The organism is Roseburia zhanii, assembly GCF_014287635.1.
Classification (GTDB): domain Bacteria; phylum Bacillota; class Clostridia; order Lachnospirales; family Lachnospiraceae; genus Roseburia_B; species Roseburia_B zhanii.
Window position 1 is genome coordinate 18,780 of record NZ_JACOPH010000021.1, and the last position, 13,298, is coordinate 32,077.

General features: G+C 44.7%; 18 protein-coding genes. All 18 read left to right on the top strand.

All coding sequences use genetic code 11. The annotated features are described in order from the left end of the window. Nucleotides 1-18: 18 nt before the first annotated feature. Entirely contained in the window at nucleotides 19-441 is a 423-nt protein-coding gene (locus tag H8S17_RS14910; protein ID WP_186867778.1) for a hypothetical protein, read from the top strand. 36 nt (nucleotides 442-477) lie between these two features. Continuing rightward, nucleotides 478-1,236 (top strand): hypothetical protein, encoded by a 759-nt coding sequence (locus H8S17_RS14915; protein ID WP_186867779.1) that lies wholly within the window; start codon nucleotides 478-480, stop codon nucleotides 1,234-1,236. Nucleotides 1,237-1,350: 114 nt separating this feature from the next. After that, on the top strand, nucleotides 1,351-1,536 hold the full coding sequence (locus tag H8S17_RS14920; protein ID WP_186867780.1) for a hypothetical protein: 186 nt from the start codon (nucleotides 1,351-1,353) through the stop codon (nucleotides 1,534-1,536). A gap of 81 nt (nucleotides 1,537-1,617) precedes the next feature. Beyond that, a complete protein-coding gene (locus H8S17_RS14925; RefSeq protein ID WP_186867781.1) occupies nucleotides 1,618-2,091 on the top strand; it encodes a PcfB family protein in 474 nt (157 codons plus the stop codon). A 110-nt stretch (nucleotides 2,092-2,201) separates the two neighbouring features. Next, nucleotides 2,202-3,929 carry a VirD4-like conjugal transfer protein, CD1115 family gene (locus H8S17_RS14930; RefSeq protein WP_456300146.1) on the top strand — a complete coding sequence of 576 codons (1,728 nt, stop codon included), beginning with the start codon at nucleotides 2,202-2,204 and terminating at the stop codon, nucleotides 3,927-3,929. 124 nt (nucleotides 3,930-4,053) lie between these two features. After that, nucleotides 4,054-4,191 (top strand): Maff2 family mobile element protein, encoded by a 138-nt coding sequence (locus tag H8S17_RS14935; protein ID WP_186867782.1) that lies wholly within the window; start codon nucleotides 4,054-4,056, stop codon nucleotides 4,189-4,191. A gap of 236 nt (nucleotides 4,192-4,427) precedes the next feature. Beyond that, the gene (locus H8S17_RS14940; RefSeq protein ID WP_186867783.1) at nucleotides 4,428-4,880 is read left to right on the top strand and encodes a helix-turn-helix domain-containing protein; all 453 of its coding nucleotides are present in this window, start codon (nucleotides 4,428-4,430) and stop codon (nucleotides 4,878-4,880) included. A gap of 164 nt (nucleotides 4,881-5,044) precedes the next feature. After that, entirely contained in the window at nucleotides 5,045-5,503 is a 459-nt protein-coding gene (locus H8S17_RS14945; protein WP_186867784.1) for an RNA polymerase sigma factor, read from the top strand. Beyond that, nucleotides 5,481-5,684, top strand: coding sequence for a helix-turn-helix domain-containing protein (locus H8S17_RS14950; RefSeq protein ID WP_117457836.1), 204 nt, complete (start codon nucleotides 5,481-5,483; stop codon nucleotides 5,682-5,684). The genes H8S17_RS14945 and H8S17_RS14950 overlap by 23 nt, the downstream gene beginning before the upstream one ends. Before the next feature lie 475 nt (nucleotides 5,685-6,159). Beyond that, complete coding sequence (locus tag H8S17_RS14955) at nucleotides 6,160-6,558, top strand: plasmid mobilization protein (protein ID WP_186867794.1); 399 nt, start codon at nucleotides 6,160-6,162, stop codon at nucleotides 6,556-6,558. Then, nucleotides 6,530-8,146, top strand: coding sequence for a relaxase/mobilization nuclease domain-containing protein (locus H8S17_RS14960; protein ID WP_186867785.1), 1,617 nt, complete (start codon nucleotides 6,530-6,532; stop codon nucleotides 8,144-8,146). The genes H8S17_RS14955 and H8S17_RS14960 overlap by 29 nt, the downstream gene beginning before the upstream one ends. Before the next feature lie 185 nt (nucleotides 8,147-8,331). Further along, on the top strand, nucleotides 8,332-8,526 hold the full coding sequence (locus tag H8S17_RS14965; RefSeq protein WP_186867786.1) for a hypothetical protein: 195 nt from the start codon (nucleotides 8,332-8,334) through the stop codon (nucleotides 8,524-8,526). Beyond that, nucleotides 8,516-9,259: a phage replisome organizer N-terminal domain-containing protein gene (locus tag H8S17_RS14970; RefSeq protein ID WP_186867787.1), complete on the top strand. Its 744-nt coding sequence runs from the start codon at nucleotides 8,516-8,518 to the stop codon at nucleotides 9,257-9,259. Before H8S17_RS14965 ends, H8S17_RS14970 begins: the two co-directional genes overlap by 11 nt. Further along, on the top strand, nucleotides 9,256-10,095 hold the full coding sequence (locus H8S17_RS14975) for an ATP-binding protein (RefSeq protein ID WP_186867788.1): 840 nt from the start codon (nucleotides 9,256-9,258) through the stop codon (nucleotides 10,093-10,095). Before H8S17_RS14970 ends, H8S17_RS14975 begins: the two co-directional genes overlap by 4 nt. 12 nt (nucleotides 10,096-10,107) lie before the next feature. Continuing rightward, the gene (locus H8S17_RS14980; protein WP_186867789.1) at nucleotides 10,108-10,305 is read left to right on the top strand and encodes a transposon-encoded TnpW family protein; all 198 of its coding nucleotides are present in this window, start codon (nucleotides 10,108-10,110) and stop codon (nucleotides 10,303-10,305) included. Between the two features lie 406 nt (nucleotides 10,306-10,711). Then, nucleotides 10,712-12,328, top strand: a complete 1,617-nt coding sequence (locus H8S17_RS14985) for a recombinase family protein (protein ID WP_186867790.1) — start codon at nucleotides 10,712-10,714, stop codon at nucleotides 12,326-12,328. Then, on the top strand, nucleotides 12,328-12,510 hold the full coding sequence (locus H8S17_RS17295) for a Maff2 family mobile element protein (RefSeq protein ID WP_186867791.1): 183 nt from the start codon (nucleotides 12,328-12,330) through the stop codon (nucleotides 12,508-12,510). Before H8S17_RS14985 ends, H8S17_RS17295 begins: the two co-directional genes overlap by 1 nt. A gap of 3 nt (nucleotides 12,511-12,513) precedes the next feature. Then, a partial coding sequence (locus H8S17_RS14995) for a VirB6/TrbL-like conjugal transfer protein, CD1112 family (RefSeq protein ID WP_186867792.1) occupies nucleotides 12,514-13,298 on the top strand: 785 nt, incomplete at its 3' end.

The following is a 13,298-nucleotide window of genomic DNA, read 5'->3' on the forward strand; positions in this document are numbered from 1 at the left end:
AAGTTTGGAAAGTGAGTTATGGATATGTCGTTAGATTTTTCAGAAATATATATATCACTTGTATCAAATATTATTGGAATTGATTTAAAACAAATAAAAAGAGTCTTAGATAAGGAAAAACTAAGAAAATCGGGACAAGTAGAAATCTCTGACAGTATTGATGTGGTATCTAAAAAGCTAGAGGAATCAAAGGACATAATTGATAATGCACTTTTAGAAATGGAAAAGCAAAAGAAATTATTTGTGCAGATGAAGAAAGATGCAGAAATAAGTCAGCAAGTTTCAGAGATGAATAAGCAGCAAGTTGAGGCATTAAATGTTTTATTGGAGAACACATTAAATAAGCAGGAAAAAAAATCGTTTCCTAAAACTTTTCTCTGGAATCTTTTCTTTTGTATATTAAGTGCAATATTAGGTTTTGTATTAGGAAAATATTTATAGTACATAGATGCGTTATAAATTTTAAGGAGATAAGGAATGGATATTGGTATTAGTGAGCAATTTAAAGGAAGATACGATGGATATATGCTGTTAAAATTCACATCATGTCAAGAATTTCAGCAAGACTTTCTTGATGGAAAATTGTTTTTTAATACCGCAGATTTTTTTGCACAATGTGATAATCTTGGACGTGGAGATGAGAATGAGGGAAATACTTTTTTGATTGAGCATAACAACCCGGATTTTATGTCTGCAAATTTGGAGTCTGTTGATGGTAAGATGATGATTGTGGTTCGAGATTATACAAATAATCCAGAAAATTATAAACCAGGGACAATTGAAAACTTTTCAAGAGGAGAGAACAGATGTAGAAAAATAATATCGTTATATACGGCATATGTTAATGTCTCAAAAGAAATTATTTCGCCATTCCCTGCTAAAATGGGTGAAGAATTTGGAGAATATGGTGTTTTAGTGTTGGATAGGAAAAAGTTTTTTGAACGAGTGTGTAACGCATTAAGGCAACATAGCGAAATATCAAAAGCACAGCTTGGTTTTGTAGATTATATGAAATCTGAAGATGTGCATGGATTTATAGAATGGAATCCGTTTTTGAAAATGCCACAATACGAATACCAAAATGAATTTAGAATTTCTTTTATAAATGATACACAGGAACCGTTAAAACTGGATTTAGGTGTGAGCTTGCGTGATATTGCATTTCCAATCAAAGCAAGTGATCTAGGGGAGATTTTTTTCAAAGATAATTTGTTATATTATCCATTATATAAATAAATAGAATTATTACAGCGCAAAGGCAGTTATAGACCGTAAAGGTTTGTAGCTGCCTTTTTTGTATGTATTTATGGGACTTTTGGACAAAATGTCCAAAAGTGGAAAGGGACAAAAATGAGTAGAAAAAATGGAAAGAATTTGTTAATTGTGATTGCAGTAGGGGCAGTTGTAGTAAAGGCAGTGAGGGATGTAATAAAGGCAAAAAAGCAGGAGGAAGAGCTCAGGTCTGCTTTGGATGATTTTTATGAGGAAGAACTGAACTGGTGGGACAGGGAGCTTGAGGAAGGAGAGGAATTGTAGATATGGGAATGAAAATACAGCTTCACAGGCTGTTGGTTCCACCCTGAATCCAATTGGTGCAGATAAGGAAGGAGGTACACCGTGCAGGAGGAAACAACACAGAAAACCATTGCTCTTGCAATCAAGACTTCCAAGCTGACCGCAAGCGTTTTACAGAAGGCGATGAAGATGTATCTGGAGCATCAGAAGCATAAGCAGCCTTCCCATGGGAAAATTCCGGTAAAGAAGCTGGTCGGTCAGGGAGAGGGTGCAAAGTCCATTGAGGTTACGGATAGCAACATCAAATCTTTTGAGCGTGTCGCAAGAAAATATAATGTCGATTTTGCAGTAAAAAAGGATAAGACCACGGAACCACCCAAGTATCTTGTATTTTTCAAGGGCAAGGATGCCGATGTGATTGCACAGGCATTCAAGGAATTTGTAAAAGTTAATGAGAAAAAACAGCAGCGTCCGTCACTCAGACAGAAACTGAAAGGACTTCAGAAGATTGTTGCACAGAATAAGAATAGGGAGCGAAGCAGAGAGAAAAACAAGGACAGGGGACAGAGTTTATAAGCAAGGTTGTTGACGGAATTAAAAAGGATTTACAGTCAATTCCGTCTGTTCTTAAAGAAAAATCAAAAGGGGTAAATAAGAAACAGCTTGCCCTGAAATGCGCTCCCTATGTGATCTTCGGGTATGTTCTGAATAAGGTTTCATGGCTGTATGGACAGCAGGCAGGTGACAATACATTACAGAAGGTGTTAGACACAATCAATGGGATTGGAGGTGCGTTCCATAATCCGCTTCCAAGTTTTCTGCCGAGAGATTTACTGGTAGGAGTAGGATGCGGAATAGGATTTCGTATGGTAGTTTATTATAAAGCGAAAAATGCAAAGAAATTCCGGCAGGGAGTTGAGTATGGTTCGGCAAGGTGGGGAACTGCCAAGGACATTGAACCATATGTTGATCCTGTATTTGAGAACAACGTGCTATTAACTGCAACGGAACGGCTTATGATGTCGGGCAGACCAAAACAGCCGAAGTATGCGAGAAATAAAAACATACTTGTAATCGGTGGTTCCGGTTCCGGCAAAACCAGATTTTTTGTAAAGCCGAATCTCATGCAGATGCACAGTTCCTACGTTGTGACTGATCCCAAAGGCACAGTCCTCGTGGAATGTGGCAAAATGCTGTCCAAGAATAATTACCGGATTAAGGTGCTCAATACCATTAACTTTTCAAAATCAATGCATTACAATCCTTTCGCTTATATCCGTAGCGAAAAGGATATTCTGAAACTTGTAAACACAATCATTGTAAATACCAAAGGGGAAGGACAGCAAGCCTCTGAGGATTTCTGGGTGAAAGCGGAAAAGCTCTATTATACAGCCTTAATCGCATATATCTGGTACGAAGCACCGGAGGAGGAACAGAATTTTTTCATGCTGATTGATCTGGTAGATGCCAGTGAAGCAAGGGAGGATGATGAGAATTTCAAAAATGCGGTTGATCTGCTGTTTGAGGAGCTGGAACAGGAGAACCCGAACCATTTTGCAGTCAGACAGTATAAAAAGTACAAGCTGGCGGCAGGAAAGACAGCAAAATCAATTCTGATTAGCTGTGGTGCGAGGTTGGCGCCATTTGATATTAAGGAGCTGCGTGACCTGACTTCTTATGATGAACTGGAGCTTGATACTCTGGGAGAAAAAAAGACAGCATTGTTTGTCATTATCTCGGATACTGATGCGACATTCAATTTCATTGTAAGTATCATGTATTCGCAGTTGTTCAATCTGCTTTGTGACAAGGCAGATGATGTATATAACGGGAGACTGCCGATTCACGTCCGGTGTTTACTGGACGAGTTTGCGAACATCGGGCAGATTCCACAGTTTGAGAAGCTGATTGCTACTATCCGTAGCAGGGAAATATCAGCTTCTATTATTTTGCAGTCAAAGTCACAGCTAAAGGCTCTGTACCGGGACAACGCTTCCACGATTGAAGGAAACTGCGACACTACCCTGTTTCTGGGAGGAAAGGAGAAAGATACTCTGAAAGATCTGGCAGAAATCCTTGGAAAAGAAACGATTGACCTTTACAATACCTCGGATACGAGAGGTACGAGCCAGTCCTACGGTCTGAATTATCAAAAGACCGGAAAAGAGTTAATGAGTCAGGACGAGATTGCGGTCATGGATGGCAGTAAGTGTATCATGCAGCTTAGAGGTGTAAGACCTTTTTTCTCAGATAAATTTGATATAACGAAGCATAAGCAGTACCCGCTGTTATCCGATTATGACAAAAAGAATGAATTTGACATTGAAAAATACGTCAAGAACCGCAACAGACTCCGCTTTAAGAGGAATGATGTGGTGGATGAGTTATGCGATGTCGGAGAAATCACAGCTTAACTTCTGGACATTGTGACCAGAAGTTGTTTTACAACTGAATATGGAATTTATGATATGGGAGCTTTTCTAAAAATTATAATTCAGAGAAGCTCCCTTTTTATTTTTTGAAAAAGGAGACAAACAAATGGGCTTTTTTACAACATCAGTAACAGGACTTAAAACAGTAGTAACCGCAATCGGCGCAGGTGTCGGCGTATGGGGAGTTATCAATCTTCTGGAAGGATATGGTAACGATAATCCTGGTGCAAATGCTCATGTGTGATAAAGTAACACAACTAAAATAAAGAAAGACAGCCCACTATTCCGTAAAATAATGGAGAGTAATAGAGAAAACGTTTTTTCTATGCTAAAATAGGCATATAAAGTAGAATGACAATCAAGATATACAAGAAAACGCTTAAACTCTACCGTTTGTCATGTAATTGTATAGCTCACTTGCTAGAGTGCAAATGAGTATTTTGATAAGATTTATACACAAAATCAAAAGGAGGAACACATATGGAGTTCGCAGAAAAACTTATAGCACTACGCAAAAGTAGAGAATTAACACAGGAACAACTGGCTGAGCAGATTAATGTTTCAAGACAGTCTATTTCAAAATGGGAAAGTGGGCAGGTCATACCCGAAGTAGAAAAGATTGTTGAACTAAGCAAAGTATTCGATGTTACCGTGGATTATCTGTTAAAACCATCAGAGATAGATGAATTATCGGTTAAAACAGAAATTCTGGAACAACAACAGAAACAGATGTTAGTTAGGGAACAGAAACGCACTCAAATTTCCAAAAATATTATGTATTCGATTGGAATTTATTTGATTTTTTTTGCAGTCTATTTCATTGGGCATTTCTATTTTGAAATATGGAATGCTTCTGTAATTCTTGCAGAATTACTCATTTCAACCGCGATTGTAGTTTTTGTTTGGGTAAGGAGTTTTTCCGACAAATCATAAAGAGATAGAATTTGTAGCAAAACCAGCAGAGCCAGTCAACGGTAAGATGAACGGGCTGCGCCCGCCGTTGACAGCCCCGCCCGTCTTTGCTGTTCGGCAATCAAGAGGGCGACAGCTTAAAAGGCTGCCGCCCTCTGTCACTATTCAGAAAGGGGGTATTTTCCATGACCGAACACGAAAAATATCAAGAGCATATCCGGCACACTCACAATGCCTTTTATATGATTGTTATTCGCCACGCTGCCATAGACGCAGCACGGAGTATACGAAGCCGCCGAAGCAAGAAAATCTCCCTTGACTACCTCATGGACGAAAAGCATTATCCGTTCAGTACAACAGATGAATACTTTGCAGAAGTGCCGACAAGCATGGAATATCCATTTACGGCTTGCGGTCAAACTGTCCTGTTGAAAAGTCCGCACCTTGCCGCAGCCCTGTCCTCTCTATCGGAAATGGAACAGGAAATCATTTATCTGTACTACTTTGAGCGTATGACCCATAAGGAAATCGGCAAGCGGTACGGACGGACACGCAGCACCACTGGGAGGCGCATACAGATAATTTTACAGAGATTGCAGGCAGAGTTGGAGGGCTTACACCATGAGCCAGCTACTTCCCTATGAAACAATAGTAAAGGCAAGCGAGGGTGACCCGGAAGCTGTTGCAGCCGTGCTATCCCACTATGCTGGATATATCCGAGCCTGTTCCAAAATGGACGGTCATATCAATGTGGAAATGCAGGAGCATATCATTCAAAAACTGATAGAAAGCCTGTTCAAATTCCGCTTTGACCGTGACAACTGAATAACCCACCGCCCATCACAGCGGCATACAAGCAGTAAGTCTGAAAAGATTTGCTGCTTTTTTTGCGCCCTTTTTCAAAAAATCTTTCCGTTCCATTTGGCAAAAGTGCCTGTTCCGGTGTAGTAGGGATTAAGGGGAGATTTACGAAAAATGCAGCCGTGTCTTTGCCAAAAGAAACACCGCTACCGTTTTAGTGATGAACAGCGGGCAGACCGAAAAATTTCATTCGCTTTATTTATGAAAACAAGCCAAAACGCCCTTTTCAAATTGTAGTAATGGTTGGAGGGGCGAAGTGGCAATTTTTTAGAGCAAGATTCTACCACGGTGCCAAAATCCGCATATCTGCGGTTTTGCCCCTTTGGTAAATCTTGTTGGGGAGTGCCTTCCCCAAACCCTGCTATGCGGCATACGCCGCTAAAAAAACACCTTGCAAAACTGCCCCGAAAAAGATGATAAGTGAAAGGAGTTGATACCCATAGGAAAGCGATACAATACGCCCCACCGAAGCCGTGTTGTCAAGACACGCATGACAGAGGAAGAATATGCCGACTTCACGGAACGGCTAAAGAACTATGACATGAGCCAAGCCGAGTTTATCCGGCAAGCCATAACAAGGGCGACCATTCGCCCCATTATTACCGTGTCCCCGGTCAATGATGAACTGCTATCTGCTGTCGGGAAGCTGACAGCCGAATACGGAAAAATCGGCGGCAACCTCAATCAGATCGCCCGTTCTCTCAACGAATACGGCACACCGTATAACGCCTTGTCCGTTGAAGTGCGAGCCGCCATTTCCGACCTTGCCGCTTTGAAGTTTGAAGTCTTGCGAAAGGTAGGTGACGCTGTTGGCAACATTCAAACATATCAGCTCTAAAAACGCTGATTATGGTGCAGCCGAGCAATACCTGACCTTTGAGCATGACGAGTTTACCATGAAACCCACCCTTGATGAAGCCGGGCGGCTCATTCTCCGGGAGGACTACCGGATAGCCACGCTGAACTGCGGCGAAGAAGATTTTGCCGTTGCGTGTATGCGTTCCAATCTCCGATACGGCAAGAACCAAAAACGGGAAGATGTGAAAAGTCACCACTATATCATTTCCTTTGACCCACGGGACGCAACGGACAACGGATTGACCGTAGACCGGGCGCAGAGGTTGGGCGAGAAATTTTGTGCCGAGCATTTCCCCGGACACCAAGCCATTGTCTGCACCCACTCGGACGGACACAACCACAGCGGCAATATCCATGTTCATATCGTTATCAATTCTTTGAGAATTGAAGAAGTACCCTTGCTGCCCTACATGGACAGACCAGCCGATACCCGTGCCGGGTGCAAGCACCGCTGTACGGACGTTGCTATGGAATACTTCAAAGCCGAAGTCATGGAGATGTGCCACAGGGAAAATCTCTATCAGATTGATCTGCTCAATGGCAGCAAAAACCGCATTACCGAGCGTGAGTATTGGGCGCAGAAGAAAGGGCAGCTTGCCCTTGATAAAGAAAATGCCGCTGCTCTTGCCGCCGGACAGCCTGTAAGGCAGACCAAGTTTGAAACCGACAAGGCGAAGTTACGGCAGACCATACGGAACGCCATGAACGAAGCCACCACCTTTGACGAGTTTTCCGCTTTACTTCTGCAACAGGGCGTGACCGTCAAAGAAAGCCGAGGGCGGTTATCCTATCTTACCCCGGATAGGACGAAACCCATTACTGCCCGAAAACTGGGAGATGATTTTGACCGTGCCGCCGTTCTTGCTCTTTTGGAACAGAACGCCCACAGAGCCGCCGAACAGACCACACCCATACCCGAATACCACAGCACCGAAACAAGCACCGCACAGCGAGAAAAACCGCAGAAAATCGCCCCGACAAGCAACATTCAGAGAATGGTTGACCGTGCGGCGAAGCGAGCCGAGGGAAAAGGTATCGGCTATGACCGTTGGGCGGCTGTCCACAATCTCAAACAGATGGCGGCTACCGTTGCCGCTATGGAACAGTACGGATTTACCCCGGAGGAACTGGACGCAGCCCTTGTATCTGCCAATGCAGACCTGCACAGCAGCACCGCCAAGCTGAAGCCGATTGAAACGGCTATTCGTGAGAAAAAGGACTTGCAGAAACAGGTGCTTGCCTATGCCAAGACAAGAGATGTGCGGGACGGATTGAAAAAACAGAAATCCGATAAGGCACGCAAAGCCTACCGGGAAAAACACGAAAGTGATTTTATCATAGCGGACGCAGCCGTAAGGTATTTCAAGCAAAAGGGCATTTCCAAGTTGCCTACCTACAAATCGTTGCAGGTTGAAATTGAGCAGCTTACCGCAGAGAAGAACGCCCTTTACAACGAGTATCGGTCAAAGAAAGAGCGTGTCCGGGAGTTGCAGACCATGAAAAGCAATCTTTCCCAAATGCACCACGGCGAGCCGAGCCGACAGAAAAAGCATGAACAAGAGCGTTAAAAACCGCCCCGAAACCATACCCGAAACCGCACAAATCAAGGGATATGCCCTTACCCCTACCGCAATACCACCCGACCGAAAAACGGGGCGTACAGGGCAAAAAATCCCCGGAAATGATACCGAGAAGATACAGTTTTACCGCCCTATCCGTGATACCCACGGAAACGGCAGAAAGGAGCGTACCAATGCCACGCATGAGCAACAAGCGGCGGCTTGAATGGAGCTTTTTCCTCAACCACCGCAACCGAATAACCTATAACGACCTTTGCCGGGGCTGCACCCACGATTGCAAGCAGAGTTTTAGAGCCGTGATTATCCTCTGTCCCCGGTATTACTCCAAGCGTTGGAAACCACAGGAGGACACCGCCTATGGCAGATAACCGCAGATATTACTACCTCAAACTGAAAGAAAGCTATTTTGACGATGATGCTATTGTGCTGTTGGAGAGTATGCCGGACGGTATTCTCTATTCCAACATTCTCTTGAAGATGTATCTGAAATCGCTGAAAAACGGCGGCAGATTACAGCTTGACGAGAATATCCCCTACACAGCACAGATGATCGCCACCCTTACCCGACAGCAGGTAGGCACAGTAGAACGGGCATTAGCGATTTTTCAGCAGTTGGGACTTGTGGAGCAGCTACACGGCGGCTTACTCTACATGACCGACATTGAACTGATGATAGGACAATCCTCTACCGAAGCAGAGCGAAAGCGGGCGGCAAGGCTTGCAAACAAGACATTACCACCGCCCCGGACAAACGGCGGACATTTGTCCGACAATCGTCCACCAGAGTTAGAGTTAAAGAAAGAGATAGATATAGAGATAGAAAAAGAGAGAGAGGAAAAACAGGGACAAGCACCCGCCCGCTGCTATGGCAGATACAACAATGTGTTTCTTTCCGATACGGAGCTTGACGAGCTGAAAGCGGAACTTCCCGACAAATGGGAGTATTACATCGACCGTCTTTCCACGCATATAGCGTCCAAAGGAACGAAATACCGCAGCCATGCAGCCACGATATACAAGTGGGCGCAGGAAGATGAAGCCAAGAAACCGCCGAAAAAAGGCATACCCGATTACACTTTTAAGGAGGGCGAGAGTTTATGAGTAAACTTTTTACCGATACCGTTTTGAATATGACCGCAGCCACCGCAGAGCCGCAGGACTACACAGGCGAGGACGGTCTGCTTTATTGTGGCAAGTGCCATACCGCAAAAGAAGCCTATTTCCCCAAAGAAACCGCCGCATGGTTGGGGCATGACAAGCACCCGACAGAATGTAACTGCCAACGAGAGCAGCGTTTGGAGCGTGAAGCAGCCGAGGAACGCAGACGACACCTTGATACCGTTATGGAAGTGAAACGCAGGGGCTTTACTGACCCGACCATGCAGGAATGGACTTTTGAACATGACAACGGCAAATGCCCGCAGATGAACAAGGCACATTCCTATGTGGAGCATTGGGAACAGATGAAAGAAAACAACTATGGTCTGCTGTTGTGGGGCAAGGTAGGCACAGGGAAAAGCTATTTTGCCGGGTGCATTGCCAATGCCCTTATGGAACAGGAAATTTCCGTTCGCATGACAAACTTTTCTGCGATACTGAATGATTTGACCGCCAGCTTTGAGGGGCGAAACGAATATATTGAGCGTCTTTGCCGTTTTCCTCTGCTGATACTTGATGATTTTGGAATGGAACGAGGAACGGAGTACGGTTTGGAACAGGTCTACAATGTGATTGACAGCCGATACCGTAGCCGCAAACCGCTGATCGTTACCACCAATCTAAGCCTTGCGGAACTGCAAAACCCGCAGGACACCGCCCATGCCCGTATCTATGACCGTGTTCTTGAAATGTGCCTGCCTATCCTCTTTACAGGCGAGAACTTCCGCAAGGAAACGGCTGGGGCTAAGATGAACGGATTGAAAGAACTGTTGAAGTGAAAGGAGTTGCCTATGACAGAAAAGAAACCGAATACCACAAACCACACCGACCGCCGCCCGGATTGCGTGACGGAAATCCGCATGGGTAACACCGTGCTTGTTGTGTCCGGCTTTTTCAAGAAAGACACCACAGTCACCGCAGCCGACAAGATGATGAAAGTGCTTGAAGCGGAAACCGCAGCTACCCACAAGCCAAGCTACACCGCATGAGTGAGGGCATGAAAAAGCGGTCATGCCGTGGGAGCATGACCGCCTTAAAAACTCTATTTTAAAATATCCAACCAACCTTGTTAAAAACTACGATTCCTAAAATAGCACCAATGGACATACAGAGTAAGTACCAAACTAATTTAGAAATTTTTGTAATTTCTTGTTTATCCATAAAAAGCCCCTCCCTTCTTGTTCATTTACGATTTTTATTTAGTTAAAGAATATCACAAAATTATGAACTTTTCTACCACCACAGCAAACATGACAAGCCTAATTTCAAAAAATCGTCATTATGACGGGCGATAAAGAAGCAAAATTCACATTTACCCGCTATACAGACAGCCGCCCCGTGTGATATAATTCCTTTACGGAATAGCGGGGCTGGCTGTCGGAAATGGAGGAAACCATGATTAGACAGACAACCCAAACAAACCCCGTTACCGCCCTTTATGCGAGATTAAGTAAAGATGATGAACTGCAAGGCGAGAGCAATTCTATCTCCAATCAGAAGCGTATCCTTGAAACCTACGCACGGGAGAACGGCTTTATGAACTACCGTTTTTTCGTTGATGATGGTTGGAGTGGTGCGAACTTCCAAAGACCGGGCTTTATGGAAATGATGGACTGCGTTGAAAACGGCGAGGTCAAATGCGTCATTACGAAAGACCTTTCGAGAATGGGACGAAATTACTTGCAGGTCGGAATGTTTACCGAAATCACTTTCCCGAAGAAAGGCGTTCGCTTCATCGCTATCAATGACGGAGTGGACAGCGCACAGGGCGATAACGATTTAACGCCACTAAAAAATCTTTTCAACGAATGGATGGTGAGAGATACGAGCAAGAAAATCAAGGCAGTTTTCCGAAGCAAGGGCATGAGTGGCAAGCCTATCACAAGTCAGCCGGTCTATGGCTATCTCAAAGGCGAGGACGGACGCTTTATTGTGGACGAAGAAGCCGCCCCGGTAGTCAAGCAGATTTTCAGCTTGTGCCTTGCCGGAAACGGTCCGACCAAAATCGCCCGTATGCTGACCGAGCAGGAAATCCCTACGCCGGGGACTTTGGAATACCGCAGGACGGGCAGCACCCGCCGCTACTACCCCGATTATCCCTACAAATGGGCGACCAATACGATTGTCCATATCCTTGAACGCAAGGAATATCTGGGGCATACGGTAAACTTCAAGACCGAGAAAATCTCCTACAAGGTCAAAACGAGCGTGGAAAATCCCGAAGAAAAACAGGTCATTTTCGAGAATACCCATGAGCCTATCATCGACCTTGCCACATGGGAGCGTGTGCAGGAGTTACGCAAGCAGCGCAAGCGTCCAAATCGCTATGATGAAGTCGGTTTATTCTCCGGCTTGCTGTTCTGTGCCGATTGTGGGAGCGTCCTCTATCAGCAGAGATATGAGAACAAAACACGCAGACAGGATTGCTACATTTGCGGCAACTACAAGAAACGTACCCATGATTGCACCGCACACTTTATCCGCACCGACCTTTTGACAGCGGGTGTGACCGCCAATCTGCGAAAAGTGACAAGCTATGCAGCCAAGCACGAAAAGCAGTTTATGAAACTGCTGATCGAGCAGAACGAGGACGGCGGCAAACGCCGCAACGCTGCCAAGCGAAAGGAACTGGACGCAGCCGAAAAGCGGATTGTGGAACTGTCTGCTATCTTCAAGCGGCTTTATGAGGACAGCGTGACCGGGCGTATTTCCGATGAACGCTTTGCAGAACTCTCCGCAGACTATGAAGCCGAGCAGAAACAGGTCAAGACCCGTGCTGCCGAACTGCAAGCGGAGCTTGCAAAGGCACAGGAAGCCACGGTCAATGCGGAGAAGTTTATGAATGTTGTCCGCAAGTACACCAGCTTTGAAGAATTGACCCATACCCTACTGCGGGAGTTTATTGAAAAAATCGTTGTCCATGAGTGCAGCTATGACGAGAACGGCACACGCAGACAGGACATTGATATTTATTACAGCTTTGTCGGCAAGGTAGAACTTCCCGATGAATAATGCCCGACCTATCCGACACAAAGCTCAAGTGCCGGATAGGAACGGCAAAAAATTTTACACTTCTATTGCTTCTTTATCGTACACAAGCTAAATCACAGGGTATCAAACAGCTTATGAGTGGCGGTGGTATCATCATTGTGGCACAGACGGTAATTCCACAGCTTACCACTCTGTTCTCATAATTCATGGGCGGGATCATTGATAAGATTACTGAATTCATAAAGGAACTGTTGCAGGGGTGGGTTCTGACCAACTTTGAAACCATGTTTACCGATGTCAATGACAAGGTAGGCACGATTGCAGGGGAGGTCAGCAAAACCCCCAGCACATGGAACTCCGGTATTTTTGATATGATAAAAACCTTGTCCGACAATGTGATGATTCCCATAGCGGGAATGATCATCAGTTTTGTACTCGTCTATGAGCTTATTTCCATGGTCATTGACAAAAATAACCTGCATGACTTCAATACAGCCATTTTTATCCGCTTTTTTATGAAAGCGTGTATTGCAGTCATGCTTCTTAGCAAGACTTTTGACATTGTAATGGCAGTATTTGATGTGGGAAGCCATATCGTAAATTCTGCCGCATCAGCGATTACCGGAAGCACCAGTATTGATGTGGCAAGTACGCTGCAGACGATGTTCAATGAGCAGTTTTCGGAAATGAGCATAGGAGAGCTGTTGGGACTGGGAATGGAGACCATGATCGTCAGTTTATGTATGAAAATCATGTCAGTCCTTATCACCGTCATTCTTTATGGGCGAATGATTGAAATATATCTTTATGTATCAGTAGCACCAGTTCCCTGTGCAACCGTAACCAACCGGGAATGGGGAACGATAGGAACGAATTATTTTAAGGGGCTTTGTGCTCTAGCATTTCAGGGATTTTTTATGATGGTATGCGTTGCAATCTATGCAGTGCTTGTGGCTGGTGTGGCAGTATCCGACAACCTGCATACGGCACT